This is a genomic window from Microbulbifer hainanensis (assembly GCF_014904735.1).
GTDB lineage: Bacteria > Pseudomonadota > Gammaproteobacteria > Pseudomonadales > Cellvibrionaceae > Microbulbifer > Microbulbifer hainanensis.
In genome coordinates this window covers 138,200-164,121 of the sequence record NZ_JACZCR010000026.1, presented here as the reverse complement: position 1 = coordinate 164,121, position 25,922 = coordinate 138,200, and the positions used below count along the sequence as shown (strand labels likewise).

The window sequence follows — 25,922 nt, the reverse complement described above, 5'->3', positions numbered from 1 at the left end:
TTTTATTTGCAGGCCATACACCGCCCTTCCCTGGGTGCTCACCCCCGCCAGCCATGTTGCGGCGGAAACGCGGGATCAGTTATCGCCCAGCCAGCGCTCGAGCGTTTCGCTCAGCAGGTCCTTGCTCAGCGGCTTGGTCAGGAAGTCGTCCATGCCGGCAGCGAGGCAGCGGCCCTCGAACTGCTCCTCGGTAGTGCTGGTGAGGGCAATGACGGGCAGGCGGTCGTCCGGGGTATTGTCCGACTCCCAGTGGCGCAGAGTCTCGATGATGCGAGCGCTGTGCTCAGTATTCTGCTGGCAGTCCACCAGCAGCAGGTCGTAGTGACGCTGTGGCAATTGCGCCATGGCTTCCTCCACCGACGAGGCTACATCGACCCGGTAACCGAGCGCCTGCAGCATTTCTTCGGTCACGCCCTGGTGCTGGCGCGACTCTTCGATCAATAGCAGGGAGCGGGGCTTGGGTACGTCGCCGCTGCCGGAGACGATGCGCCGGCTGCCTTTCTTCACGCCGCCGAACAGGCGGGAAATCAGGATATCGTGCAATTCCTTGCGTGTAGCCGGTCTCGGCAGATACTGCGCGGTGGGGAAAGACTGCAGCAGCGGCGTGAATACGGCCTTGTGGCCATAGCCCCCGAGGCAGATCAGCGGGCACTGGCTGACGTCCGCCTCAATCTGCGACCGCACCTCACTGACACCCTCGAACAGGGAATCGTCGCCCATGGCCGGTGCCAGCATTACCAGCTGACCGCGCTCAAACGCGGTCTGCATTGCCCCGCTCACCTCTTCGCGGGAATCCGGCCGCCACTTCATACAGGTCACTTCCATGCCGAAGGAGCGCAGCACCTGTACCAGGCCGGCGACGAAGAGCCCCTTCTGGTGCACGAACAGCACCTCAAAATCCTGCAGGCGCCGGTCAGGGGTCAGGTAAACGCGCTGGTTCGGCTCCATTTTGAATTTAATGACGGCCTGATAGCGGTTGCCCTCGGGCGACGAATTCAGTTGCAGGTAACCACCCATGGCCTCCGCCAGCCCCTTGGCAATGGAAAGACCCAGCCCCGTGGTCACCTGGGTGGTATCGAGGCGGGAAAAGGCCCCGAACAGCTCGCTTTCATCGGGCAATATCTCGCCCTGGCCATCGTCGTTGAGACTAATGGTGAGCTGCCCTTCCGCACTGGTAATCGGCGTGAAGCTCACCTGCCCCCAGACTTCACCGGTCTGGGCGATGGCAGTGGCGGAATCCACCAGGTTGCGGATCAGTTGCGAGGTTTTACGGTTGTCTCCCGTCACCATTACCGGCAGGTTGTCATCGATCTGGAAATTGAACTCCAGACGCTGACGATGGGCGGCGCGCGCGGCGAACTTGAAGGACTTCTCGATCGTCTTGACCAGGTTGAACGGCCCCTGGCGCAGACGGATGTCCTTGCGCGCCACCCGGGTAAACAGGCCGACGTTATCGACCAGCTTGAGCTGCTGGCTGCCAGCCGCCTTGGCCAGCTGTACCCATTCCCGCTGGCGCTCGGTCAAGGGCTCCGCTTCGAGCAGCGCCAGGGCCCCGAGGGAGTCCGACAGCTGACTGCGAAATTCCTGGCCGATATTGGCAACAAATTCGTTGGTCAACTCCACCGCCGCTTCGGAGTGCTTGCGCGCCGCCGCCAGGCTGCTGGCACGCTGCTGCAACTCCTGCATGGCGCCGAGGCGGTCCCAGTAGTTTTCCGACTCACGCCGGGCCTGGTGGGACGACAGCCACACAAAGGCAAATGTCAGGGCGCCATAGATGGTTCCAATAACCTCACCGGACAGGAATGCCTTCAGGGATGCAGGCAGCAGCGATGCGGCAATAAACCAGGTGAGGAAGCGGTAGTAAGGCGCGAAAACCGATGTGATGCTGGAGCAGAAAATAACCGTGTAGAGCCACAGGAACTGGGTTTCCGGGGAAAAGCCCACCAGCCAGACGTGGCACAGCAGAATCACACCCCACCAGGCCGCGCCAATCGTGGATGCGACGAAATAGCGCCGGCGCCAGCGGTGCGGACCCGTCGCATAGAGCGGGCTGAAACGGAAAACGTAGTAGCCGCGCAGCAGAGTCAGCACGACCAGACCGATACCCAGCACCAGCACCAGGTGCGGAGCCTCTACACGCATATCCCCGACGGCGGCCGCCACCAGGAAAGCGGAGAGGGAAAACAGCATGCCCCGCCGACTGTACTTGGCGATGCGCGTGTCAGTTACCCGGCAGACACGGCGATCTTTCTGTACTTTGAGTTCGGGGCGGTCAAATATCGGCATGGAAAAGCTCTTCGCTGGCAGACCGGGGGATAACTGAACGGCGGCGGACCGGACACATTTGCAACGCAGGAACCGTGGAGAGCCCCTGGTAACCAGTACAAGCGGTGACCGTAAGATCACCCGCTGCGAAAACCTGAAGCCAATTACTCAACACGAACCCACGAGGCGCCACAACTGCCGCCGATCAGCCTATTCCCAGTACTTCTACCAGTACAGTTTTTATTAGAAAGCCGAGCAAACCCAGGCCCAGCGCCAAAAACAATATAAATGTACCAAAGCGGCCCGCTTTCGATTCTTTTGCCAGACTCCAGACAATGAAGACCATGAAAAGGATAAGTCCGCCGACTCCCAGCCAGAGGGAGTACTCTTCAAACTGATCAAAAGACATCGGGACCGCCCGCTAAAAAATTGGCGCGCATTGTACAGTTGTTAGAGGTCACAGGTAAGGGATTCGCACCATAAGATCCCATGGTGCCCGGGTACCGCCCCCCTATCACTACCGGCCTCAGGCTCCTTGATAGTAATCCCCGTCCTCGGCAGCGTGAGTACCGCAACGCAGGCGGCGCACCTCGCGATCCCGGTAGCGACTATCGTGCCAGCACCGCGGCAGCGCCTCCCCGGACAGGAAGCACAGGTCGGTCTTGTCAAACACTTCTGGATCCTGCATTTCCTCACCCCAGAGGTAACGCCCCACCACGGTCAACTCGTAGGGGTTGGCGAGAGTGACGATATCTGCCACTTCGACCAGGTGATTCGTCGCGGTATCTTTGAACAACATGTGACTGGCACCCATTTCGTCTTGATTAATCTCAGTATAGGGCCTGTACGCGACGCTTCATGCCTCTTTTGGGATTCGAGCAGAAAGCGGTTCTCCCCTCAAGAGATCGAAAAAACAGAATGCTAGGGAGGAATTCTGCCGATAAACATACGGAAAAATAAAACCGTACGCGCTATTTACGATTAGAAAGAACCGAATACACAGCAAGAACGGTAGAGAAGCCTTGGGCACTCAGCCCTCGAGTGTCAAACGTGCCGAGACCATCCCCTCCTCCTGCAGCGCATCGAGATTGACGGTGCGAATCGTCAGGCGCTGCTCTATCAGGCTATTGAGCCAGGGCTGCAAATCCTCGTAGCGGGCGCGCTCGATCCACAGGCGGATGCGGCCGTCGCCTTCCGGCTCAAAGCGTTTGATCGCTATACGGTGCCGTTCAGCGGCTGCGGTCACACGCTGTAACAGGGTTCCGCCGGCTTGGGTGTCATTCCCGCTGCCCAGGTCGAGCCGCTGCAGGACCGGCCGCTGGGACTCAATCCATTGCACCAGCTCACGAGATTCTTCGGCCCGGTTTTTGGCGTTATCAAAGAAATGCTTGGCTGGCATGAATAGTCCGTAGACGATAAACAGGCCACCGAGAAACAGGCTCAGCAACCCCAGGGCGCGCTGGTCTCCCGGCGGCAATGCCTGCCATTTCTGTTGCCACTGCTGTATTTGTTCTTTCATCGTTCGAAATTCTGATCCGCTTTGTCGGAATATCCGCAATCGTGCGGGGCTAACCGAGACGCCGGTGACTTATCGCAGTCGAATACGCCCCGAAACACCCTCATCCAATTCACTTGCCGCCAATAGTTCGGCGCGATACTGCCCGCCACCGGAGAGGTTCCCCACCACGGTGTCCAGGTCAGTCAGATTCGGCGCCTGCAGCTGCAATACCATCTCGCCGCGATTACCATCGAAGCGGAGTGACTGCAATTTGAGTTTGGTTCCCTTTTGCTGCCCCCAGACGCGGCTCAGCAGCTGCAGCTGGCTGGCGAAACTGCTGTCACTGCCACCGGCTCGGCTCAGGTAGCCATTGATCTGCCGACGCAGATCGGAACTTGGCGTGACGTTGGGCAACAGGTCGCTGAACAGGGCCCGCGCCTCGGCCTCGGCGGCACTCGCCCGCCACTGGTAATAACCCCCTGCCGCGACGAACAACATCAACTGCGCTGCAAAGCAGGCGGCGGCCACCTTTACCGGCCGCACCCACCAGCTGCCCTCCTCAGTGCCGTCGTCCAGCTGGTACTCGTCTACCAGCAGGTTGACCAGACGTGCCGGCTTGTAGCGCGAAAGCAAGGCCTCCTCGGCAGAACCGGATACCGGATGCAGGTGTTCGGCGAAAAGGGACTCGAGTTCTGCCACCGCCAGTCCGTCCTCGTCGCCGGCACCGAGCAGTGCCAGTTCCGGCGGCTGCTCGTCGGCGTCAGCAATCTCATCGCCCGTTGCCGGCTGGGCCAGCAGGGCCAAGAGTGGCTGCAGGTACTGGCGACGCACCGACAAGCCGTGGCCCGCCCGGTGCCAGATATGCGCCTGGCCGCCATCCAGCCACAGCGCGATATCCTGCTCCATCAGATCAAGTAGCTGGTATTCCGGCGCCGCTGTAACAATCGGCCACTGCAGGCGCTCCAGCTGGCCATGCAACGCGGCCATTTTGTCTCGCGCCACTGCGTAGATGCTGCACTCGTCACCACGCCGTGGCCGGCAGACAAAATGCAGGTCCTCCACATCCTCGGCCAGGCGTTCTTCGACCAGGTAACCCACGGCGCGACTCTGCCGCCGGGCCGCCTTCGGCACCCGCTCGACACCGCTCCAGACCCAGTTTCCGGGCAGCAGCAACAGTGCGCGCGCTCCCTCGGGGAAAGCCAGCTGCAGTGCATCCTCGGGTGTCGGCTCCGGCTCGCAGGAAGGATTGAAAGCGCGCACGAATTCCTCGTCCACCGCCACCGGGCGCCAGCCGCGGTCGCTCCAGCAATGCAGGCGAACCGGCTGATCCCACCCGCCCGACTCACTGAGGCGCAGCAGAAGCAAATGGCTGCCGCGACTTTCGGCATTGGTGTCAGAGCTTGAGCTTTTCGTCATAACTACTTGGTTTTATTGGTTTTTTGATCATTATCGCCAGTTTCATAGTTCAGCAATTCGTTCATGAACGTGCCGGAAAACGCGCGCCGCTGGTGCTGCACCAGCTTCGCCTCACCCGTTGTTTCGTCCAGCTGCAGCTCACTTTCCCAATACTGCCGGTATTCGCCGCCCTCGCCCAGCTGTACGGCAATGCGCGCGAGGTAGTACTGGCTGTTGAATACCAGTCCGCTGGCGTTGGCAAAGCCGTAGGCGGTCAGCTGCGAACGCTGGTTGAGCACACCGTTGCTTTCCCGGAAACTCAGCAGTTCGCTCGCATTGCCCTGCGGATCGATCGCCTGGAGCAGCTCCACTGGCGCAAAGTTCACATTGATCGATGTGCCCGATTCCGGCAGTGCACACAGGAACGGGCGCAGGGAATCCCAGTCTTCCGTCTCCATGCCCTGGACCGATGCCAGTTCGGACACATCGCTGATCAGGGTATCCGGCGTGCGGTGCGCGACCTCCAGCCCCAGGTATCCATCGTCTTCCGTACCCGGCGCCAGCGGCGTATCGCCGCTATCGACCCAGTCCAGGATCGCCTGAGCCAGCTCCGCCCGGCCAGTGACGGTACGCACCAGCCGCTCGAAGATCTGGCGCTGGTCGCTGTCGCCGCCTTCGACCAGATTGTTGACATTAAAACATGAATTCAAGTCTTTGATATTAATGCGGATTTTTCCATTATCAGGATTGAATGCGAGCGCCTTTTGCGCCCAGGCTTCCTGTGCGGAGTCCGCGGCCGGCTGCTGCTCACGATCCGCTTCATAATCCTTTTCCAGCGCCACTTTTGCCCAGGCTTCGGCGCCGCCGACAAATTCCGCCAATTGCGTGTTCGCCAGCAGTGCACTGGTCCTCGAAACGGCTATGCGGTTGCGGGTAATTGCATGTGTCGCCACTACGATGGCGATGACCATCACCAGCAGCACCGTAATCAGGGCGACGCCGCGCTGGCGGCGGGGACTGTGCCTATTCACGATCGCGCCCTCCCCGGCTCTCCTCGCCCTGGCCATCTTCAGTGCCTTCGCCGTCGTCAGCGCGCCCTTCGTCGCCGCCCGCGCCGTCTGCCCCATCGCTTTGCCCGCCGGCACTTGCCGATACCCGGGGCAGATTAAACACGCGACGCAGCTCGCCGCCACTGCGGGTGACCAGCACCAGCTCGATGGCACGCGGCAGGCTGCGGTCGGCAGCAGCTGTGGAGGTGCGCGAAGTGACCGGCGGCCACTGGGACAGCCAGGCCTCGGTATCCGGATCGAAATAGCGAAAGTTCAGAGTCTCCACGCCTTCAAGCAGGGGCTCTACCACCGGTTCTGAATCCGGAGCCCGGTCAAGCACCCGCCAGCGGCTCCGCAGCAGCAGCGCACCGGCATCCTCTTCGTCAGTCGCAGAGGTATCCGCGTCTTCGGCGTACCCGGTGCTGTAGGCCAGGCGCTGAAGCTCTCCGCGGGGTTCGCGGGTCAGGTTGGCGGCGCCCAGACGGGTAAACTCGATTTCATCCGTATCCCCGCGCAGTGCGGGCTCGTAGCCGTTGTAGCCGTTCTTCACCGGTCGCACGGTAAGTTGCCGGAAGTCATCGCCGATGCGGTACATCGCCATGGCGTAACGGCGCAGCGCCTCGGCGCGATTTTCCAGCACCTGGTCCGTGCGGTTGAAGTTGTTCAGCAGCGCATAGGAGCCGATACAGATGATCGACACCATCACCAGGACAACCAGTGTCTCGATCAGGGTGAAACCGCGCTGGCGGAGGGGCTCGACGTGCATCATCGTTGCTCCTCTCCACCTTCTCCCCGCGCATCTTCCCGCGCGGCCCAGGCGTCCAGGGTCAGGGTCGGATGGGGCGCATCCGCATACCCCACCTCGACGGTGATATGGCGCATGCGCTCTTCCGAGGTGTCCTCGACGCGGGCGGTGACCTGCCACTCCTGCTGCCCCTGCGGCACCCGCTCAGTCTTCTCGCCAATGGGCGGCCAGGGGCTGCGCAGGCGAATCTCGGCCAGCACCTGCTGGGCGACCAGATTGGCGGCGAGCCGCTGCTCCATGATCGCCTGCTGGCGCACGCTGTTCTGCATCGTGGCAAAGACACTGATGGCGATGACGCCGAATATGGCCAGCGCCACCAGTACTTCAATCAGGGTAAAACCGCGCTGCCGCTTGCGGGAAATATTAGAAATCATCGGCCTGCCACTCGAGTTGGAGGCCGTGCAGGCTGGTATAGGAGATGGTCGCGCCGCGGCTGATGTCGCCGTCGCGCAACATGTAGATTTCGAGCTCGACCGGCAGGATCTCGCCGCTGGACATGGCCACGAACTGCGGCACCGCGCCCTCTTCTTGTTTGGATTTCTCCGCCGCAAACTCTGTCGGCGCGGCGACTGGCAACTCGGCTTCATCGATCACTTCGATACGCGTATCACCGGGCAGCTGGCGGGAGGCGAAACGCGCGGCGGCCCCGGCTTTGCCAGTAGCGCCATCGAGGGGCTGCCATTGCAAGGTGGCGGGGTCGAAACGCACGACACTGTAGCCGTCGGGTTTCAGCACCACACCGTAGTGCGCCTTGTCGATCAGTGCACGATCCGCCACCAGCTGCAACAGGTTGGCGAGGCGCTGTACCTCGCCGGTCCAGGCACGGGCGCCCGAATTGCCCAGGGAAACAACCGCCATGCCCGCCAGTACGGCGATGATCACGATGACAACCAGCAGTTCTATCAGGGTAAAACCGCGGCTGCGGGCCGCTATTCGGGACATGACCGGACGCCCAACGACCAGTTACAGGTCCGCGACAGAGATATCCGCCGCCTCGCCTTCGCCACCGGGCTTGCCGTCGGCACCGAGGCTGAACAGGTCATAGGGACCGGTGGTGCCCGGGGCGATGTACTCGTAGGGATTACCCCAGGGATCCTTGGGCGCCTTTTTCAGGTAGGGCTGGTTCCAGTTCTTCGGCTCGGGAAATCCCGTCGGCTTGCTGACCAGCGCCTGCAACCCCTGATCGGTACTGGGGTAGGAGAAGTTGTCCATGCGGTAGAGATCCAGCGCCGTCTCGATACCCTTCAGGTCCACACGCGCTGCCTTCATCCGCGCTTCACCGGCCTTGCCCATCACATTGGGAACCACCAGCGCCGCGAGTACACCGAGGATCACGATAACCACCATGATCTCGATCAGCGTAAAGCCACTGCTTTTGCGTAAGTTTTTCATTGTCTTCACTCCACATAGCCTGTGTTCAGGCTCTCACACCACAAGTTGATTCATGCTCAAAATCGGCATCATGATCGCCACTACGATAAACAAAACTACGGCAGCCATCAGCAACAACATTACCGGTTCAAACAGGCTGACAAAGGCGGTCACTGCGCCCTGGAGGTCGCGCTCCTGGGATTCCGCCGCCCGGTGCAACATCTGGTCCAGGGTCCCCGAGGACTCGCCGCTCGCAATCATGTAAATCATCATTGGCGGAAAGTACTCCACATCCTCGAGAGCGCGGCGCAGGCTCCCCCCCTCGCGAACCGTCTTCTGTGCGCGCTGCAGCCGCTCCTTGAGAAACTCGTTGTTCATCACGCCGCCGGCGATACCCATCGCCTGTACCAGCGGCACGCTGCTGCCAGTGAGAATGGCCAGCGTGCCGACATAGCGACTACTCTGGGCACCGCGCACCAGCCAACCGATCACCGGCACATCCAGCAGGCGGTGGTGGAAGCGGTAGCGGATTGCCGGGCGGCGCAGCAGCAGAACAATCACAACGGCCAGCGCGATCAGCGCCGGCGGCACCAGCCAGCCCCAGGCGGAAATAAAGTCACTCAACGCCACCAGTATACGAGTCGCCAGCGGCAACACCTGGCCGGTCCCGGTAAAGACCTCGATGACGTCCGGGACGACATAAACCATCAAGCCGGTCACCACGAGAACACAGACGACCACGAGCACCATCGGGTAAATCAGTGCGAGCTGTACCTTCTGCCGGAACTGCTGCTGGTTCTCGGTATAGTCACCGAGGCGCTCCAGCACGGCATCCAGGTGGCCGGAGTGTTCGCCGGCTTCCACGGTAGCGCGATAGAGCTTGGGGAAAGCGCGCGGGAAACTACCCAGGGCCTGGGCAAAGCTGTGCCCCTCGAGGACCTTGCCGCGCACGGCGAGTACAATGCGGCGTATCTTGTGATTGCGGGTCTGGTTGGCAATGGCGCCGAGGGTTTCCTCCAGCGGAATACCGGCGCGCAGCAGGGTAGCAATCTGGCGAGTCAGCAGTGCCAGGTGCTTGACGCTGAGTCCGGGGCTACCGGAAAACAGCTTGGCCCCAACTTCACTGGACTCGGTCGCCGGAGCCACCTCCAGGGGTACCATGCCCCGGGCCCGCAATTGCTGGCGCGCCGCGCGGGCGCTGTCGGCTTCCAGGGTGCCGCGGTTCTTGCGACCGGCGTCGGTCAGGGCTGTATATTCAAACGCCGCCATTACTCAAAACTCCCCGCCCGCGAAAACGCCAAAGATCCCGACACTGGCGACCGGGCGATTGATACTTGCTGTGTATCCACTGCCGACGATCATCATGCGCTATGACTCCTGGGTAACCCGCAGCACTTCCTCCAGTGAAGTGATACCGGCCAGTACCTTGGCCATGCCGTCGTCGCGAATGCTCCGCGAAACTTTGCGCGCCTCGGCCACCAATTTGCTCTCGGAGGCCCGGTCGTGAATCAGCTGGCGCATGGTCTCGCTGACCGGCACCAGTTCATAGATGCCGACGCGGCCGACATAGCCACTGTGGCTGCAGTGATCACAGCCCGCCGGGCGGTAGATAATCGCGGCCTCGCCCTCTTTCACTCCGAGCAGGCGGCGCTCGCTGGCATCAGCACTGTGTGACACCTTGCACTCGGGACACAGCACGCGCACCAGCCGCTGCGCCAGCACGCCGATCAGGCTCGACGACAGCAGGAAGGGTTCAATGCCCATATCCACGAGGCGTGTCACGGCGCCCAGCGCAGTATTGGTGTGCAGCGTGGAGAGCACCAGGTGACCGGTCAAACTGGCCTGAATCGCGATCTGCATCGTCTCCAGGTCGCGGATCTCACCGACCATCACCACATCCGGGTCCTGGCGCAGGATGGCCCGCAATCCACGGGCAAAGGTCATGTCCGCCTTGGTATTGACCTGCGTCTGGCCGACACCCTCGAGGTTGTATTCCACCGGGTCTTCGACCGTGAGGATGTTCTTTTCACGATTGTTGATGCTGCCGAGGCCGGCGTAGAGCGTCGTGGTCTTACCGGAGCCCGTTGGGCCGGTCACCAGCAGAATACCGTGTGGGCGACTCAGCAGTGCGGTCATGACTTCGAGATCACTATCCGCCATCCCCAGCCGAGTCAGATCCATCTTGCCCGCCTGCTTGTCGAGCAGACGCATGACCACACGCTCGCCGGCGGACGAAGGCATGGTGGAAACGCGCACATCCACCTCGCGCCCGGCCATCAACAGGGAAATGCGGCCATCCTGGGGCACGCGCTTCTCTGCAATGTCCAACTTGGCCATCACCTTGATACGCGATACTAACAGGGGCGCCAGAGCGCGCCGCGGTTCCAGCACCTCACGGAGGACACCGTCCACGCGGAAACGTACGACCAGGCGCTTTTCAAAAGTCTCAATATGAATATCCGAAGCGCCCTGCTTCAGCGACTCGGCAAAGATGGCGTTGATCAGTTTGACGATCGGCGCGTCATCTTCCTGCTCCAGCAGGTCCTCGGTCTCCGGCAGGGAATCGACCACCGCCGCCAGATCCAACTCGTCCCCGAGCCCTTCCACATCCGACAGGTTACCACCTTCACGGTTTTCATACAGGCGCTGCAGCGCGGCCTGGAAAGCCTCATCTGCAACCTCGTCGAGGTCCACTGCGCAACCGCACAGACGCTGTACTTCTGCCAGCGCTGACGGATTCAGCGGCGCCACATACTGGCAGCGCGGCTGGCCGTCGACCTCCACCAGCAGCACCCGGTGGCGCTTGGCGAAGGCGTAAGGCAGTCGCCGTGTGGGCGGTGTTACCACTTCAGGCGTCATTTGGAATCAATCACCTCGGAATCCAGCACCTTCATCGGCGAGTCATCGCCGTCGGTAGCTGCATCGTCACTGTAAGTTCCCGTGGGCGGCAACAGGTCGGGTAATACGTCGCCGCGGTGCCAATCCCAGATCAGGCTGGTGTCGCCGCGCATACGCAGCTGCCTCTGCTGCATATCCAGATACCGTTTGCGGGTCTCTTCGTAGCCGGCAACCTGGGTATTCAGGATCTTCGGTCGCAGGAAGACCATCAAATTGGTCTTGGTCACGTCCTTGTTACTGGAACGGAACAGCCGGCCGATACCGGGGATATCCCCCAGCAGCGGCACCTTGGACTTGGTCTCGGTGACCTTGTCCTCGATCAGGCCACCCAGAACCAGGATGGCGCCGTCGTCGATCAACACCTTGGTGCGGATCTCACGCTTACTGGTTACCAGGTCCGACGCCCCTTCCGCCGTTTCCGCAAACGGCAGCACGTTCTCGACCTTCTGCTCGATATCCAGCGTCACCGAGTTGTTGTTGTTCACCCGCGGCGTGACTTTCAGCGTGGTACCGACGTCCTCGCGCTGAATGGTCGTAAACGGATCGTTGTTGCTGCCGGATAGCAATTGCTGGCCGGTTACAAAGGGGACGTTCTGGCCCACCAGAATTTCAGCTTCCTCGTTATCCAGCGCAATCACCGTCGGGGTGGACAGGATATTGGAATTGGACTGAGTCGCCAGAGCCTTCACGGCCACGCGAATGTCGGTTCCGCTCAGGTAGCCGAGGTTGAGACCGGTACCGAGCAGGTTGGTCGGGCTCAGTGAAAAAGGATTGATGTCGGAGATGACATTGCCGTTGTCATCGGTCAGCTCGGTCGGCGCCGCGTCGTTGTTGAAACCCGCCACGGTATTGTCATCGGTGCCGGCGATCCACTTGATACCCAGCTGGTTGCCGGTGCCCTCGCTGACCTCGACGATCACCGCCTCGATCAGGACCTGGGCACGACGCACATCCAGCTTGGCAATCACGCCCTTCATGGTTTCCAACAGGGCCGGTGGCGCCGTCAGAACCAGGGAGTTGAGGGATTCATTGACCTGAATGCTGACCTCCACATCGGCGGCCTGCTGGTCTTTCTCGGTCTTCTGGATACTGCCGCTCATTCCCTCGAGAATCGGCTTCAGGTCGGAGGCATTCGCGTACTGGACATAGACCACCGCCGTATTGCCATCGCCGGATAGCGGCTGGTCGAGGCGGTGAATGACATTTTTCAACTGCTGGCGGGTGACGGGGTCGCCTGTCAGCAGCACGCTGTTGGAACGCTCGTCCACGGCGATACGCAGCGGCTGCACGTCGTTGCCGGCCTGCTTGCCACCGCCGGACTGCAACAGTTCCATCAGAACCTGCTTGATGTCCTTGGCCGACGCGAACTGCAGCGGAACCATCTCGATATCAATAGCGCCGGCACGGTCTAGTTTGTGCACCAGGCGCACAATCTGATCGATATTCGCGGCCCGGTCGGCAATGATCAAGGTATTGGTATCCGCGTAGGCCGCCAGGTGCCCGGTCTGCGGAATCAGCGGGCGCAGCATGGCGATCAGCTGCGCAGCGGAAATATTCTCCACCCGCACCGTGCGCACCACCAGCGATTCCGGCGGCACCTTCCCCTCGCTGTTATCGTCCACTACAGGAATGGCCTGTTGCTTGGCCAGCGCATCGGGAACCACTTTCCAGGTGTCCCCCTGCTCCACCAGGCTGAACCCGTTTACCTGCAGCACCGACATGAAGACGTTGAACGCCTCGTCGTGGGTCATGGGATCCCCGGCGATCACCGTTACCTTGCCCTTGACGTTCGGGTGCACAACGATGTTTTTGCCGGTGAAATCCGCGGCCCAATTGATCAGGTCGCGGATATCCGCGTTGTCCAGCGACAGAGTGACCCTCTCGGGCGCCTGAGCCAGCACAGAAGTCGTCAGCAACAATCCCAGTCCGACGGCTAACAGCCCCCGATAAAACTTCCTCATCATTATTTATCTGGCTCTTTTTTTAATTCAGGTCTGAAATCGATGGTCTTGAAATCGAGTTTTACTGGCGCCGCTCTGCACGGCGTTCCCGGGCCAACTTCCGCAGCTCCTCCAGGCGCTCGCGGATGGACTGATTGTTTCCCCCCGACGCACTGGCGGTTTCTGCCGCCGCAGCAGCCTGGCGCACATATTTGGAATATTTATGTAGTGGGACGGTCGGACGGCCGTCTTCATCCGGATAAGTCAGCTTTTCCATTTTGCCGTTGCGCCGCAGCACAATGTGGTCGACTGCCACCTTGTACAGCTCGGCCCCCCCGGGTAACTTGTCGCCGACGTAAAGGCGCTCCGCGGGCTTACCCTTTTCCGCCACCAGCGCACTTGCCCTGTCCTTATTACTACTGTTAAGGACACCGGACAATATCAGGTTGAGCTGGGTAATGGGGATATTGGCGAGATCGACTTCGGGTTCGGCGGCACTTTTTATCGGGGCACGACCAAAGAATGGGGTATCGGGAAGGGATTCGGCTCGGGCCATCGCCGGACTCGCGCCGCGGCGCTCTACCAGCAGCGACTCCTGACCGTCGCCAGGCACCAGCATGTCACCATAAGCCAGAAGGTTAACAAATAGCCAACCACCGACAACGCCGACCGAAGCTTTGGCGCTTCGCGACAGCTTGCTACGTGTCTCACCCCGTGCAAACAGTGCACCGGCGGACCCTATGGCTCGCGTTACTGCGGACATGAACAACCCTGTTAGCCAACGTCTCCCGTCGGCCGTATTTATCAATTATTGACACCTATTCTCTTTCGTCATCCCGAGAAAGGCAATGATCCCAAGAAGACAACGAGAACGGCGCCAATATTTCCTTATGTGAACAGCGCTGGCGAACTAATTCACGGCAATAGAAAAGGCGGCCGAAGCCGCCCTTTCCATACCGATCATTATATTAATCGATAATTACAACTTTGTTTCAAGCTCCGGTACGGCCTCGAACAGGTCGGCGACCAGACCGTAATCGGCGACGGAGAAGATGGGCGCCTCTTCGTCTTTGTTGATGGCCACGATCACCTTGGAATCCTTCATACCCGCCAGGTGCTGGATGGCACCGGAAATACCGACGGCGATGTACAGGTCCGGCGCGACGATCTTACCGGTCTGCCCGACCTGCATGTCGTTCGGCACAAAGCCAGCATCTACCGCGGCGCGGGACGCGCCCACAGCGGCACCCAGCTTGTCGGCCACCTTGTACAGCATCTCGAAGTTTTCGCCGTTCTGCATGCCGCGACCACCGGAGATGACCACCTTGGCGGAGGTCAGTTCCGGACGATCGGACTTGGCGAGCTCCTCGCCGACAAAAGAAGATACGCCGGCATCATCGGCGATATCGCAGGCCTCGATGGCCGCGGAGCCACCCTCGGCTGTGACCGGGTCGAACCCAGTGGTACGCACGGAGATCACCTTGATGGCGTCGGAGCTCTGTACCGTGGCGATGACGTTACCGGCATAGATCGGGCGCTTGAAGGTATCGGCGCTCTCTACAGCGATGATGTCGGAAATGGGTTGCACGTCCAGCAGCGCAGCGGCGCGCGGCAGCATGTTTTTGCCGGTAGTGGTCGCCGGAGCCAGGATGTGGCTGTAATCCTTGCCCAGGTCAGCGACCAGCTTGGCCACATTTTCCGCGAGCTGGTGCTCGTAGGCAGCGTTATCCGCAACCAGGACCTTTGCGACGCCCTCGGCCTTGGCGGCGGCTTCGCCCACAGTGCCACAGCCAGCGCCGGCAACCAGTACATGAATGTCGCCACCGATAGCCTTGGCCGCAGCGATGGTATAGAGCGTGGCGCCCTTCAGTTCGGCGTTGTCGTGTTCAGCAATAACCAGGATGCTCATCAGATTACCTTCGCCTCGTTCTTCAGTTTCTCTACCAGTTCCGCCACATCGGCAACCTTGACGCCCGCCTGGCGCTCGGCCGGCGGCTCGACTTTCAGGGTCTTGGTGCGGGGGGCGATATCCACGCCCAGCTCATCCGGAGTGGTGGTGTCCAGCGGCTTCTTCTTCGCCTTCATGATATTGGGCAGAGAAGCGTAGCGCGGCTCATTCAGGCGCAGGTCGGTGGTCACGATGGCCGGAAGTTTCAGCTCAACGGTCTGCAGGCCGCCGTCGATTTCACGGGTCACCTTGACGGAGTCGCCGTCAACGGCCACTTCGGAAGCGAAGGTGCCCTGGCCCATGCCGGTCAGCGCGCCCAGCATCTGGCCGGTCTGGTTGTTGTCACCGTCGATGGACTGTTTGCCAAGAATCACCATCTGCGGCTCTTCTTTATCGACAATCGCCTTGAGACACTTGGCCACGGCCAGCGGCTGTAACTCGGCATCGGTCTCCACCAGGATGCCGCGGTCGGCGCCCAGCGCCAGCGCGGTGCGGATCTGCTCCTGGCACTGCTTGGGTCCCATGGAAACGGCGACTATCTCGCTGACAACGCCTTTCTCCTTCAAGCGTACCGCCTCTTCTACCGCTATTTCGCAGAAGGGGTTGATAGACATTTTGACGTTGGCAGTATCGACGTCAGAGCCATCCGCCTTGGGGCGAACCTTGACGTTGTAGTCCACAACGCGTTTCACAGCTACAAGAACTTTCATGGAAATCCCGTCTTAAATAAACTTTTCGGAGTCGCGACTGATGGTTCATCAACGCGAACGAATACGGTCTTCTGGTCAAACAGTTGTTTGAACGGCGTGTATGTTCGCCCTTCTATAGACCAAAATCAATAGCCTAATGGAAGAGGCATCTGCCATTCACCAGATCAATTTCAGAGTATAAAAAGCGTCTATTTAGCGTAGCCAACCCCCTGAAAGACAACACTTTTGCCACGGGAATTGAATACTCCTGCAATTGGTAGGGCTGATTAAAGACCGATATAATCCGCGACCATTATAAAAGCGACCGACATATAGCGGCCGCAGAATCACCGATTGCAACCTGCTGAGGAGAGCGCCGTGGAACGCGAATCAATGGAATACGATGTGGTAATCGTGGGTGCGGGCCCTGCGGGCCTGGCTGCGGCCTGCCGTATTCGCCAGCTGAATGAGAACATCGAAGTCTGTGTCGTCGAGAAAGGCTCCGAAGTCGGTGCCCATATTCTCTCTGGCGCGGTATTCGAGCCGACTGCCCTGAACGAACTCTTCCCCGACTGGAAAGACCGCGGTGCGCCGCTAAACACCGAGGTCAAGGGCGATGACATCTATGTTATTGGCAGCGCCGAAAAGGCCACTAAAGTGCCCAACTTCTTTGTGCCCAGCACTATGCACAACGAAGGCAACTACATCATCAGCCTCGGCAACCTGACCCGCTGGTTGGCCGAACAGGCCGAGAGCCTGGGCGTCGAGATTTTCCCCGGTTTTGCCGCCGCCGAAGTTCTGTACAACGATGACGGATCGGTCAAAGGCATTGCCACCGGTGATATGGGCGTCGCCGCCAACGGCGAGCACAAAGACTCCTACATGCCCGGCATGGAGCTCCACGCCAAGTACACCCTGTTTGCCGAGGGTTGCCGCGGCCACCTGGGCAAACAGCTGATCTCCAAGTTCAAGCTGGACGAAGGCAAGGATCCGCAGCACTACGGCATCGGCATCAAGGAAATCTGGAAGGTCGCTGACGACAAGCACCAGCAGGGTCTGGTTGTGCATACCGCCGGCTGGCCGCTGGACGAGAGCGGCTCCCACGGCGGCGGCTTCCTCTACCACCTGGAAGACAACCAGGTGGTTGTGGGCCTGATTACCGACCTGGCCTACAGCAACCCCCACGTCAGCCCGTTTGACGAGTTCCAGCGCTACAAGCACCACCCGGTGATCAAGCAGTACCTGGAGGGCGGCCAGCGCGTGGCCTACGGTGCGCGCGCCATCACCAAGGGCGGCCTGCAGTCCCAACCGAAGATGACCTTCCCCGGCGGCCTGCTGATCGGCGACGACGCCGGCACCCTGAACTTTGCCAAGATCAAGGGCAATCACACCGCGATGAAGTCCGGCATGATTGCTGCGGAAAGCGTGGTGGAAGCTCTGGGAGCTGAGCGCAGCAATGACGAGCTGACCGACTACACCACCAAATACCGCGACAGCTGGGCCTGGAAAGAACTGCACAAGCAGCGCAACTTCGGCCCCGCACAGCACAAGTGGGGCAATATCATCGGCTCTGCCTACGCGTTTATCGATATCAATATCTTCCAGGGCAAACTGCCGTGGACCCTGTCGGACAACAAGGCGGATCACGCCCAGCTGAAGCCGGCAGCGGACTGCAAGAAAATTGATTATCCGAAACCCGACGGCAAGCTCAGTTTCGACAAGCTTTCTTCTGTGTTCATCTCCAACACGAACCACGAAGAAGACCAGCCGTGCCACCTGAAGCTGAAAGACGACGAGATTCCGCTGAATCACAACCTGCCAATCTACGACGAACCTGCGCAACGCTACTGCCCCGCCGGCGTTTACGAAGTCGTGGAAGAAGCCGGGAGCAAGCGCTTCCAGATCAACGCGCAGAACTGCGTGCACTGCAAAACCTGTGACATCAAGGACCCGACGCAGAATATTGTGTGGGTGACTCCGGAAGGTGGCGGCGGCCCCAACTACCCGAACATGTAACAGAATTGAGGTTGTAACGACTTCGTTTTACGGGCGTCCTTCGAGACGCCCTTTTTTATGGGCGCCCTCACCTCGCAAACCCCTCCCCTGACGCCGGATTGCCAGCCCGCAGCCGCCACCCCATACTGATGGCTCCTCCCGGAGAAATGCGGAACCGACATGGACCTCAAAGGTTTTACCGATCACTATCCCGATGTCCGCGACGGCCTGACACGCACCGAGCGCATTGTGCTTTATCTGCTACAGCAAACCCAACGGGAACTGGGCGGCCGCAATGTGCCCACTGCTATGCTGTATGGCCGCGTGCTGGAAGTGATCGATATGAGTGAAGCGGAATTGCAGAGACACTTGGATCGAATGGGAATAAAGGGATCTAGCTAACCTACTCCGCAACATGTCAGGAGAGACAGCCTCCCCTTCAAGAGCCTACAGCGAGAAACAGCCGGACGCCGGTTAACCAGCCCCACCAATGGGAAGATGAACTTCAGTCTCGCCTATCAGCTGGCTCCAGCCACCGCCAGGCAAAAACCCAATAAAAAAGCCGGGGCTGATTACAGCACCCGGCCCGAATAAATCCCTGTTGTCAGGGTTATTTCCCGCTTGTTCTTAGAATTTGTATTGGGCGCTCAGCGCAAACGATGTGCCGGGCTTCTCTTCGTACACGATCACGCCCGCGCGCTCGATCTCGACTGCTTCATCGAGCAGGTTCTGGGCCTTGGCCTTGATGGTCATTTCCGCGGTCGGATACCAGGAGTAAGTCATATCCAGTGAACGGAAAGGCTGCTCAAAACCATCCGGCGCGCCGTTGCGGCCGGCCAGATAGAGGCGCTCGCCGAAAGCGTTATAGCCGAGAGTGGCTGAGTGGTTGCCGTCGGGGGAATCGAAACCAACCACCATGTTCACCACATAAGGCGCAGCCTCGGTCATGTCCCGCTTCAGGCTGGTGGGGTGGTCCGCCTCGTCTCCGGCGATCAGCTCGGATTCCTGCAGCGTGAGGTTACCCTGCACAAAGAAGGAATCCATGGTGTCACCGAGGAATCCGAGGGACTTCAGGCCTTCGAACTCGATGCCCTGAATAGTGCCCGATTCCGCGTTAACGATTTCGCGAGACTGGTTGGTATCACTGGAAGCCTGCTCAAAGAACTCGATCGGGTCCTGGATATCCTTGTTGAACAGCGACACGGTCAGGTTGTCGCCGCTGCCAAAGAACCACTCGGCGCGCACATCGAGGTTGGTAATTTCGGATGGGCGCACATTCGGGTTTCCACTCACGTTCTCGCCGGTGATCGGATCCAAATAGATGGCCGCGGTGATTTCACGCAGGTCCGGACGTACCGCCGTCTTACTGGCGCCGAAGCGCAACTGGAAGGTATCCGCCCACAGGTTGCCAATGTAAGTCAGAGACAGTGACGGATAGACCTTGTCTTCGCTAAACGAACGGACCGCATCCGAATCACTCATATCAACCTGTGGATTTTCGACCGTATTGCCCCACGGATTCCATTTCAGCGCGACCTGGTTGTAATCTTCCCAGCGGGCGCCGGCAGACAGTCGCCAGGTTTCCGCCAGTGTCCAGTCCACTTTACCAAACACAGCGTCGGTGGCCGTGGCAGCGATATAGCTGCGGTTGTTGCCGGCCATACTGAGGACATAGTTATTGTTCGCATCGGTGATATGGTCGTCGGACAAAACTTCATCCAGCGGCCCCTGCAACACAGAGGTATCGGCATCCTGCTCCAGAGTCAGGTTGGTCTCACTATAGTCGCGCCCCTTTTCGGTGCGCGCAAATCCGCCGCTCAACTCCAGTGATGAGGAACCAAACTCCAACGGCAGCGTACCGGTCCAGCCATAGTTGATGACTTCGTCATTCAGTTTGGTAAAGCGGTAGTTGGCCGCAGATTCCGCCACATAAGACTTCAGCACCCCACCTGTCTGCGGGTCGGTGGCCGTATCCGCATTGATGGTGACTTCGTTGGGAATATCTGTGCGTGCGCGGGCATCGGAGTAGAACCAGTCTACCTTCACGTCTTCCGGAACCCAGGCCAAAAATGGCAGCAGCGCCTTGATCTCGGGGCCGATGGAGTGGCTGCCCTTCACTTGATTGACAACCAGACTACGTTCCTCGTACCTGAGACTGTACTCGCGAAAACCACGGCCACTGCTCTTCTCACCGTTTTCATTGAAGTAGTCACTGATCGCGGTGGAATCGTCAGTGTTCCGCAGATAGAGACTGCTGGCCGTCAGCTTCTGCTCATCGGCGAAGCTCAGGCCGACATTCAGGTTGCCACTCAGGTCTACAGAGGAAATGGACTTGTTTTCAGTATCAGTGCGCTCATCCGGAAAACCGACACTGCGCTTCAGGCGGTTTTCCTCACGCCACTGGTTCTTGTAGGAACCACCGGCGAGGAAGCCCAGCTCCCAATCGTCACCGAAAGTAAAACGATTGCCGACGCTGCCCTTCACATCGTAGTCCGGGTCCGCAGACTCTTCCTTGATAGCGATATCGCGATTCAGCTTTAGCGCCAGGTCGCGGTTCAGCGCAGATGCCGCATCTGCAGCCTCCTGGGCACTTCCATAAGTCTTGCCTTCGGAAGCGAGCACCTTGCCGATGTTGTAGGTACCCAAGTTGCCATGGAAGCGCCAGATGGCATCTTCCAATTCGCTGGACATCGCGCGGGTGCCATCGTCGGTGCCGAACTTGTCGTCGCCGCCACCGTTGTAGCTCAGCACATCGCCCTTGGTTTCGCTGTTCATACCGCTACCCACTTCCAGTGAGTAAGTCAGCTGATCGGGAATGCCCTTGGTGCGGATATCCACGTTACCGCCACCGAATGTGGCCGCCTGATCCGCAGAATAGGTTTTCTGCACAGCCAGGGCCTCAACAACGGAAGTCGGAAAGATATCCAGCGGCAGGACGCTGCGGGTCAGGTCCGGGGATGGCACGGCAGCACCGTTCAGAGTGGTGCTGGAATAGCGCTCACCGAGGCCGCGCACATAGACGAACTTGCCGTCCACCAGCGACAGGCCCGAAACGCGGCGCAGCGCGGCCGCTACCGTAGAATCGCCGATACGGCCGATCATCTCAGCGCCGAGTACGTCGGTCACGACTTCGTCGTCGATGCGCTCGTTAATCAGCATCTCCGCCGAACTCTGCAGGCGCCCCTGCACCATCACTTCTTCAATCTGCTGCGACTGCGGTACAGCCGGCTTTTCCATTTGCACTGGCTCGTCGGCGGAGTAGGCAAATGAGGAGGCCGCGGCCATAGCCAACACCAACGGCGCTCTTTGAAATTTGTCGATCTTAACCATAACCATGGCCTCTTATCGTTTCTGGTTCCCACTGTAGAATCGAAGAGGGCGCCGACTCCCGTTGCGAAAGCGGCGCCCCAAGGCCCGGGTCAGAGCCCCGGGCTAAGCGTAATGCTTATTTTTCGATCCACAGGCTCTCGCCGCGGTTGCCGTCGTGCAGACCGTAGGTCCAGCCCTTGGTCCAGTCAGTGCCCATGTTGCTCAGGGCACCCAGGTAGGTGCTGCTACCTTCCGGAGTCACGGTCGGTGCAACACCGCCGATCATCATGGAGCTGGCCGGATCGATGGAGAACATCGGCAGTGAAGATTCAGCGCCGGCAGACAGCAGCTGCAGACCGGTGTCGGCGTTAGCAGTCGGATCCATGGCTGCGGCCATATCGGCGAAATCGACGAACTGGTTGTTGTGCGCCACTACCCAATCCTGGATAGTCTGGCCACCCGGCAGCGGGCCGCCTTTGCTCTTCTCGGCGCAGGCAAAAACGTTGCCTTCGAGCACCATATCGCCGTCTTCGGCACCCTGCAGGGTTTCGGCGTCATCGATGCGCAGGCAGTAGTTGTTGCCATCATTCGGGGTGGTGTCCGCGCTGTAGGAAGAGATCACCATGGAATTCGTAACGGTCGGCATAATGCCTTCGCGGAAACGCCAGCCGGCGCCGTAGTCGTGGGTACCGGTGCCACCCTTCGACGCAGGTGCATTCGGGGAGAGGATACAGGTCAGACCGTCGATGGTCGGACGGCTGTTGATTCCCTGACTGATAATCTCGGCACGACGATCAGTTTTGCTGCCATCCGCCATGTCACCGTAGCTACCGATACCATCGGATTCGATACAGTTGGCACCATTGTCGGCGCTCTGGATGACCAGCGCATTGGTGATGGTGCCCGCGTAACCTTCATCGATATCGATGGAGTCATCGCGCACATACAGGGCCAGGTAGTTTTCGACGTTTACCGCACCGCCGAAGAACTCCATACCGTCGTCGTAAGTGGAGTAGGCTTCAACATTTTTAACGATGGTGCCGCTACCCACAGCACCCCAGGAAATGCCGTTCAGCTCGTCACCATTGGCAACCTGAGCGCCAGTGTGCTTGACGACAACGTATTCCAGGTCACCGGAATTGTCTGCGTTGTTGGCACCGCCGTAGTTGGACTGGTCCGCGCCTTCGGAACCTTCCGCTTCCACGTGACAGTCGGAGGTGGCCAGGTCACCGCCGGCTACAGAGCCGGTATAGGCACACTTGTTGGTAACACCGAAGCCGTTGATGACGATACCACCCCACAGGGAGACATCTTCGGGGCCCGCAGTACCGTCCACTGCATCAGAAACAGAGGTAAAGGTAATCGGGGCATCTGCGGTACCGCGCGCGATCAGCTGGGAACCGCGGTTGATGACCATAAACTTGGTTTTGTCCGGGAAGGCAATAGTCGCGCCGGCCTGCACGGTCAGTGTGGGGCCGTCGCCACCCTCAGAGATGCCAGCCGCTTGCATGTCTGTATCGTTGTCGTAGTTCTTACCTACGAACAGGCTGCCTTCAAACACGTTCACACCGCCATCCGCCAGTGCGGGAAGGTACAGGTCGGTTGTCAGGTTGTTGCCGGCATCGACAAAGCTCGGGGCGTAGTAGCAGTTCGGGGCCTTAAATTCACCCTGAAGAGTCTGGCCACCTTTTACGATGGAGGCGCAGGGGTTTTCTTCTTCAACCGGAGTCGGTGTGCTAGTAGAGTTATCGACAGAATTGTCGACTGTCTTCGGCTCAACATTGATACCGCCGCTGTCACAACCTGCCAGCAGAGTGGCAATCGCGGCTGCCAGCAGCAGCTTGCTATTTACTTGCTTCATAATTCCCCCTAACGGAAGTTTTTTAAATGCGGGTAGCCAAAAACCCTGTTTTTATTTCAGCTGTGCGTCCTGATTTAAAAGCGGGTTTTCAGATAGCCCTGAAACCGTGATTTTTTTGTTCGCCTGAGCGATTCGGACGCGAAGGAGTGTAGGAAGGGAATATTTCGAAATTGTTACTTGAGGAAAGTTTTGTGGAATAAATTGCAATAACTTTTCTTTTGAGCGCGAAAATTACATTTATATTGCAAACGGGTGACAACCAGCGATTAAAAGGAATACAGAAAGCGCAATATTACATCGCCCCCGAGAAAAGCATTCGAAATCCCCAGCCTCCCAATTGCACCAAGTGCTGCAAAATTTCGAATGCCACCTAGAGAAAAAACAAAACGAAGAAAAAACAATATGAAGGAAAAGAGCAATTTACGATTCACGCACATTGCTCTCGCGCGCTTTCAGGCAACGCGCTTCAGATGGAAAGGGGTATTACGAACCGAAAGAAACTTAGGAATAATTGCCGAGCAGAAAATAGCGGCCATCACTGCGCAGCTGCAGTTGACCGTCGTTGTCCTCCGCCCAGTCCACCAGCTGATAATAGACATCACGGGAGATACGCGCCTGCAGGCCATCGCGCACTTCAATATAGGGTACTGGTTGTGGGGGCTGCCCAAAGGGCTTTAACTCCCAGCTGCAGTCCGCATCCAGCGGAACCACGTCGCCGGTGTTGGTGGTAAATAACAGGGGCTCGTCGCCACCGGCCTCACCCCGCGCCACCTGGCTGGCCAAAAAAGGCACGTCCTCAACTTGGATACGCCATTTTTCCACCGGGGTGACCAGAAAGTAATCATCCCCTTCGCGCTTCAGAATACTGGCAAACAATTTCACCAAGGGCTGCCGGTGGATTTCCGTTCCCTCGTGAATCCAGCGCCCGTCGGCGCGGATTTCCATATCCATGTCGCCGCACAGGTCCGGCTGCCACCGATCTACCGGGGGGTAACCGCGGAACTCACGCTGCAGTGCCTGCAACTGGTCAAACAAGGGTTCAGCCAAAGGAGGGACCCGCAGGCTCGACTGGCTTGTTTTCCTCAGATGGCCGTCGCCCGGAGATATCACCGATGTGTACTCCCACGTCCATGATGAACTCCATCAGCCCTTCCCGATCCTCGATCACATCGGCAAAAGAACGGGAGTGATACAACTCCACAGCGCCCTGCACCAACGCCCAGTATGTCGAGTAATAAAAGTACGGCGGCACTTTTTTCAGGACGCCCTGCTCCATGCGCCGCTCGAAAACCCGGTTGAGGGCGGAGGCGTTGGAGTTGCGCAGGGCGTGGAGCTCGGCAATCATTTCCGGAGCTAGGTTCAGCGCGATGATCTTTTCCTCCAGGCGCTGGAACAGGCGATCCTTGGCCGGATCCGCCATGCGGGACTCAAAGTAGGCCCGCGCCGGGGCGGTGATGTCGCCTTGCTCAGCCGTGGCCACAGCGGACTTCAAGCGCTCGGTGAGGGATTTTTCGTAATCCATCAGCAAACGCATATAAATCTCAGTCTTTGAGATGAAATGCTTGTAGATGGTGCCCTTGCCGATATCCACGCGCTCGGCGATCTGCTCAACCGTCACCTTTTCCTCGCCGTGCTCCAGCAGGAGTTCCAGAGCCGCGTCCAGAATACGCTGCTCCCGGGCGCGAAAACGCTGCACCTTCTCTTTTGCCTTATCCATACTTCCGACCTTAGATGTCCTAGAGTTTGGGGACTGAAATTGACTATCCATTCATGAATGATAGGCAATTCGTCCAACTTGGGAAAGTGAATGAGTGGTCTTTGCGTCCAAAACCACTTTCTGCAACAAGATTTTCCCGCCACGTCGATACAGCCGGCCCTGCGACCCGGCTATGACCGGCCCCAATCGCCGTCTCCAGCGGTTCCCTATATGATGAGGACTTCGGTATTCAGGAATCACCAAGAATGAAAAGAATAACTCCCGTACTCGCGCTCACCCTGGTTGCCCTTCCGCTCTGTGCTGCTGCCGCGCCGCAATCTCCGGCAAAAGTTCGCCCGCCCGCACAGATCATCGCAGAGGCCCCCGCCACGGACTGGCGCCGTGCCGATCCCGACAACACACTCTATATAGATACGCCCCGAGGCCGTGTCATTGTTGAACTCGCCGCAGCCTTCGCCCCCAAGCATGTTGCCAACATCAAGGCACTGGCCCGGGAGCACTTTTACGACGGCCTGAGCTTCTACCGGGTGGTGGACGGCTTTGTAGCCCAGGGCGGCGACGAGAGTGGCGAAAAACCGATCGAACACGGGGCCCGCGCGCTGCCTGCAGAATTCACCCACAAACAGCTGTTCGACGGCACCTTCACCCCGCTGCCCGACCGCGACGGCTACGCGCCGCAAACCGGATTCGTGCACGGCTTTCCCGCCGCGCGCGACCCCAACGCCGGGATAAGCTGGCTGACCCACTGCCCCGCGGCCTTCGCCATGGCCCGCGAGCTGGATGTCGACAGCGGCGGAACCGAGTTCTATATCGTGATCGGCAATGCCCAGCGTTATCTTGATCGCAATACGACGGTATTCGGCCGCGTGCTCGATGGCATGGCTGCGCTGCAGAAATTGCAACGCGGCAATGAAGCCATGGGGATGCTGAAACACCCCGAGGAAAACCAGATTACCCGGATACAGGTCGCCGGCGACCTGCCTGCTGAGGAGCGGACACCACTTGAAGTACTCAAGACGGATTCGGACAGTTTCAAGGAGCTGATCGCCGCGCGCCGACATCGCCCGGAGAGCTGGTTTGTCGCCCGCCCGGATTACATCGATGTCTGCTCCGTAGGCGTTCCCACCCGTCAGATCCCAACGGAATAACTGGTGTTAAGTGGACATCCCGATTGAGCTTTTC

23 protein-coding genes are annotated in these 25,922 nt (G+C 59.3%); 3 read left to right on the top strand and 20 right to left on the bottom strand.

Annotated elements, in window-relative coordinates; all coding sequences use genetic code 11:
* Nucleotides 1-75: 75 nt before the first annotated feature.
* From IG168_RS09630 to IG168_RS09555, 16 genes are all read right to left on the bottom strand, one after another.
* Complete coding sequence (locus tag IG168_RS09630; RefSeq protein ID WP_193164174.1) at nucleotides 76-2,286, bottom strand: response regulator; 2,211 nt, start codon at nucleotides 2,284-2,286, stop codon at nucleotides 76-78.
* Between the two features lie 184 nt (nucleotides 2,287-2,470).
* Nucleotides 2,471-2,674: a DUF2788 domain-containing protein gene (locus IG168_RS09625; protein ID WP_193164173.1), complete on the bottom strand. Its 204-nt coding sequence runs from the start codon at nucleotides 2,672-2,674 to the stop codon at nucleotides 2,471-2,473.
* 117 nt (nucleotides 2,675-2,791) lie between these two features.
* Nucleotides 2,792-3,064 (bottom strand): acetyltransferase, encoded by a 273-nt coding sequence (locus IG168_RS09620; RefSeq protein ID WP_193164172.1) that lies wholly within the window; start codon nucleotides 3,062-3,064, stop codon nucleotides 2,792-2,794.
* A gap of 231 nt (nucleotides 3,065-3,295) precedes the next feature.
* Entirely contained in the window at nucleotides 3,296-3,784 is a 489-nt protein-coding gene (gene gspM, locus IG168_RS09615; RefSeq protein ID WP_193164171.1) for a type II secretion system protein GspM, read from the bottom strand.
* 69 nt (nucleotides 3,785-3,853) lie between these two features.
* Nucleotides 3,854-5,179, bottom strand: a complete 1,326-nt coding sequence (gene gspL / locus IG168_RS09610) for a type II secretion system protein GspL (protein WP_193164170.1) — start codon at nucleotides 5,177-5,179, stop codon at nucleotides 3,854-3,856.
* A 2-nt stretch (nucleotides 5,180-5,181) separates the two neighbouring features.
* Nucleotides 5,182-6,189, bottom strand: a complete 1,008-nt coding sequence (gspK, locus tag IG168_RS09605) for a type II secretion system minor pseudopilin GspK (RefSeq protein WP_319024683.1) — start codon at nucleotides 6,187-6,189, stop codon at nucleotides 5,182-5,184.
* Nucleotides 6,182-6,976, bottom strand: coding sequence for a type II secretion system minor pseudopilin GspJ (gene gspJ / locus IG168_RS09600; RefSeq protein ID WP_193164169.1), 795 nt, complete (start codon nucleotides 6,974-6,976; stop codon nucleotides 6,182-6,184). Before gspJ ends, gspK begins: the two co-directional genes overlap by 8 nt.
* Entirely contained in the window at nucleotides 6,973-7,386 is a 414-nt protein-coding gene (gene gspI / locus IG168_RS09595) for a type II secretion system minor pseudopilin GspI (protein ID WP_193164168.1), read from the bottom strand. The genes gspJ and gspI overlap by 4 nt, the downstream gene beginning before the upstream one ends.
* Complete coding sequence (gene gspH / locus IG168_RS09590; RefSeq protein WP_193164167.1) at nucleotides 7,376-7,954, bottom strand: type II secretion system minor pseudopilin GspH; 579 nt, start codon at nucleotides 7,952-7,954, stop codon at nucleotides 7,376-7,378. Before gspH ends, gspI begins: the two co-directional genes overlap by 11 nt.
* A 21-nt stretch (nucleotides 7,955-7,975) precedes the next feature.
* Entirely contained in the window at nucleotides 7,976-8,404 is a 429-nt protein-coding gene (gene gspG / locus IG168_RS09585) for a type II secretion system major pseudopilin GspG (protein WP_193164166.1), read from the bottom strand.
* A gap of 33 nt (nucleotides 8,405-8,437) precedes the next feature.
* Nucleotides 8,438-9,652 (bottom strand): type II secretion system inner membrane protein GspF, encoded by a 1,215-nt coding sequence (gene gspF, locus IG168_RS09580; protein ID WP_193164165.1) that lies wholly within the window; start codon nucleotides 9,650-9,652, stop codon nucleotides 8,438-8,440.
* Between the two features lie 99 nt (nucleotides 9,653-9,751).
* Nucleotides 9,752-11,242 carry a type II secretion system ATPase GspE gene (gene gspE / locus IG168_RS09575; protein ID WP_193164164.1) on the bottom strand — a complete coding sequence of 497 codons (1,491 nt, stop codon included), beginning with the start codon at nucleotides 11,240-11,242 and terminating at the stop codon, nucleotides 9,752-9,754.
* Nucleotides 11,239-13,245: a type II secretion system secretin GspD gene (gene gspD, locus IG168_RS09570; RefSeq protein WP_193164163.1), complete on the bottom strand. Its 2,007-nt coding sequence runs from the start codon at nucleotides 13,243-13,245 to the stop codon at nucleotides 11,239-11,241. The genes gspE and gspD overlap by 4 nt, the downstream gene beginning before the upstream one ends.
* A gap of 58 nt (nucleotides 13,246-13,303) precedes the next feature.
* Nucleotides 13,304-13,984 carry a type II secretion system protein N gene (locus IG168_RS09565; RefSeq protein WP_193164162.1) on the bottom strand — a complete coding sequence of 227 codons (681 nt, stop codon included), beginning with the start codon at nucleotides 13,982-13,984 and terminating at the stop codon, nucleotides 13,304-13,306.
* Nucleotides 13,985-14,200: 216 nt separating this feature from the next.
* Nucleotides 14,201-15,130, bottom strand: coding sequence for an electron transfer flavoprotein subunit alpha/FixB family protein (locus IG168_RS09560; RefSeq protein WP_193164161.1), 930 nt, complete (start codon nucleotides 15,128-15,130; stop codon nucleotides 14,201-14,203).
* Nucleotides 15,130-15,879, bottom strand: coding sequence for an electron transfer flavoprotein subunit beta/FixA family protein (locus tag IG168_RS09555; RefSeq protein WP_193164160.1), 750 nt, complete (start codon nucleotides 15,877-15,879; stop codon nucleotides 15,130-15,132). Before IG168_RS09555 ends, IG168_RS09560 begins: the two co-directional genes overlap by 1 nt.
* A gap of 372 nt (nucleotides 15,880-16,251) precedes the next feature.
* Between IG168_RS09555 and IG168_RS09550 the strand changes: the two genes are divergently transcribed.
* Both IG168_RS09550 and IG168_RS09545 read left to right on the top strand, forming a co-directional pair.
* A complete protein-coding gene (locus IG168_RS09550) occupies nucleotides 16,252-17,874 on the top strand; it encodes an electron transfer flavoprotein-ubiquinone oxidoreductase (protein WP_226876758.1) in 1,623 nt (540 codons plus the stop codon).
* A 159-nt stretch (nucleotides 17,875-18,033) separates the two neighbouring features.
* Nucleotides 18,034-18,255: a hypothetical protein gene (locus IG168_RS09545; RefSeq protein ID WP_193164158.1), complete on the top strand. Its 222-nt coding sequence runs from the start codon at nucleotides 18,034-18,036 to the stop codon at nucleotides 18,253-18,255.
* A gap of 225 nt (nucleotides 18,256-18,480) precedes the next feature.
* Here the strand turns inward: IG168_RS09545 and IG168_RS09540 are convergent, their stop codons facing one another.
* The 4 genes from IG168_RS09540 to IG168_RS09525 all read right to left on the bottom strand — a co-directional run bounded on the left by IG168_RS09540 (nucleotide 18,481) and on the right by IG168_RS09525 (nucleotide 24,740).
* Nucleotides 18,481-21,183, bottom strand: coding sequence for a TonB-dependent receptor domain-containing protein (locus IG168_RS09540; protein WP_193164157.1), 2,703 nt, complete (start codon nucleotides 21,181-21,183; stop codon nucleotides 18,481-18,483).
* A 115-nt stretch (nucleotides 21,184-21,298) separates the two neighbouring features.
* Complete coding sequence (locus IG168_RS09535) at nucleotides 21,299-23,023, bottom strand: serine/threonine protein kinase (protein ID WP_193164156.1); 1,725 nt, start codon at nucleotides 23,021-23,023, stop codon at nucleotides 21,299-21,301.
* Nucleotides 23,024-23,524: 501 nt separating this feature from the next.
* Nucleotides 23,525-24,070 carry a DUF1285 domain-containing protein gene (locus tag IG168_RS09530; protein ID WP_193164155.1) on the bottom strand — a complete coding sequence of 182 codons (546 nt, stop codon included), beginning with the start codon at nucleotides 24,068-24,070 and terminating at the stop codon, nucleotides 23,525-23,527.
* Complete coding sequence (locus tag IG168_RS09525; protein WP_193164154.1) at nucleotides 24,063-24,740, bottom strand: TetR/AcrR family transcriptional regulator; 678 nt, start codon at nucleotides 24,738-24,740, stop codon at nucleotides 24,063-24,065. The genes IG168_RS09530 and IG168_RS09525 overlap by 8 nt, the downstream gene beginning before the upstream one ends.
* A 245-nt stretch (nucleotides 24,741-24,985) precedes the next feature.
* On the opposite strand from IG168_RS09525, the gene IG168_RS09520 reads away from it, so the two are divergent.
* Nucleotides 24,986-25,888 (top strand): peptidylprolyl isomerase, encoded by a 903-nt coding sequence (locus tag IG168_RS09520; RefSeq protein WP_193164153.1) that lies wholly within the window; start codon nucleotides 24,986-24,988, stop codon nucleotides 25,886-25,888.
* Nucleotides 25,889-25,922 lie beyond the last annotated feature (34 nt).

What these genes read in the sequence shown, in the direction of transcription:
- IG168_RS09630 (WP_193164174.1), bottom strand. Translation starts at nt 2,286, where the DNA reads ATGCCGATATTTGACCGCCCCGAACTCAAAGTACAGAAAGATCGCCGT.
- IG168_RS09625 (WP_193164173.1), bottom strand. Translation starts at nt 2,674, where the DNA reads ATGTCTTTTGATCAGTTTGAAGAGTACTCCCTCTGGCTGGGAGTCGGC.
- IG168_RS09620 (WP_193164172.1), bottom strand. Translation starts at nt 3,064, where the DNA reads ATGTTGTTCAAAGATACCGCGACGAATCACCTGGTCGAAGTGGCAGAT.
- gspM (WP_193164171.1), bottom strand. Translation starts at nt 3,784, where the DNA reads ATGAAAGAACAAATACAGCAGTGGCAACAGAAATGGCAGGCATTGCCG.
- gspL (WP_193164170.1), bottom strand. Translation starts at nt 5,179, where the DNA reads ATGACGAAAAGCTCAAGCTCTGACACCAATGCCGAAAGTCGCGGCAGC.
- gspJ (WP_193164169.1), bottom strand. Translation starts at nt 6,976, where the DNA reads ATGATGCACGTCGAGCCCCTCCGCCAGCGCGGTTTCACCCTGATCGAG.
- gspI (WP_193164168.1), bottom strand. Translation starts at nt 7,386, where the DNA reads ATGATTTCTAATATTTCCCGCAAGCGGCAGCGCGGTTTTACCCTGATT.
- gspH (WP_193164167.1), bottom strand. Translation starts at nt 7,954, where the DNA reads ATGTCCCGAATAGCGGCCCGCAGCCGCGGTTTTACCCTGATAGAACTG.
- gspG (WP_193164166.1), bottom strand. Translation starts at nt 8,404, where the DNA reads ATGAAAAACTTACGCAAAAGCAGTGGCTTTACGCTGATCGAGATCATG.
- gspF (WP_193164165.1), bottom strand. Translation starts at nt 9,652, where the DNA reads ATGGCGGCGTTTGAATATACAGCCCTGACCGACGCCGGTCGCAAGAAC.
- gspE (WP_193164164.1), bottom strand. Translation starts at nt 11,242, where the DNA reads ATGACGCCTGAAGTGGTAACACCGCCCACACGGCGACTGCCTTACGCC.
- gspD (WP_193164163.1), bottom strand. Translation starts at nt 13,245, where the DNA reads ATGATGAGGAAGTTTTATCGGGGGCTGTTAGCCGTCGGACTGGGATTG.
- IG168_RS09565 (WP_193164162.1), bottom strand. Translation starts at nt 13,984, where the DNA reads ATGTCCGCAGTAACGCGAGCCATAGGGTCCGCCGGTGCACTGTTTGCA.
- IG168_RS09560 (WP_193164161.1), bottom strand. Translation starts at nt 15,130, where the DNA reads ATGAGCATCCTGGTTATTGCTGAACACGACAACGCCGAACTGAAGGGC.
- IG168_RS09555 (WP_193164160.1), bottom strand. Translation starts at nt 15,879, where the DNA reads ATGAAAGTTCTTGTAGCTGTGAAACGCGTTGTGGACTACAACGTCAAG.
- IG168_RS09550 (WP_226876758.1), top strand. Translation starts at nt 16,252, where the DNA reads ATGGAATACGATGTGGTAATCGTGGGTGCGGGCCCTGCGGGCCTGGCT.
- IG168_RS09545 (WP_193164158.1), top strand. Translation starts at nt 18,034, where the DNA reads ATGGACCTCAAAGGTTTTACCGATCACTATCCCGATGTCCGCGACGGC.
- IG168_RS09540 (WP_193164157.1), bottom strand. Translation starts at nt 21,183, where the DNA reads ATGGTTAAGATCGACAAATTTCAAAGAGCGCCGTTGGTGTTGGCTATG.
- IG168_RS09535 (WP_193164156.1), bottom strand. Translation starts at nt 23,023, where the DNA reads ATGAAGCAAGTAAATAGCAAGCTGCTGCTGGCAGCCGCGATTGCCACT.
- IG168_RS09525 (WP_193164154.1), bottom strand. Translation starts at nt 24,740, where the DNA reads ATGGATAAGGCAAAAGAGAAGGTGCAGCGTTTTCGCGCCCGGGAGCAG.
- IG168_RS09520 (WP_193164153.1), top strand. Translation starts at nt 24,986, where the DNA reads ATGAAAAGAATAACTCCCGTACTCGCGCTCACCCTGGTTGCCCTTCCG.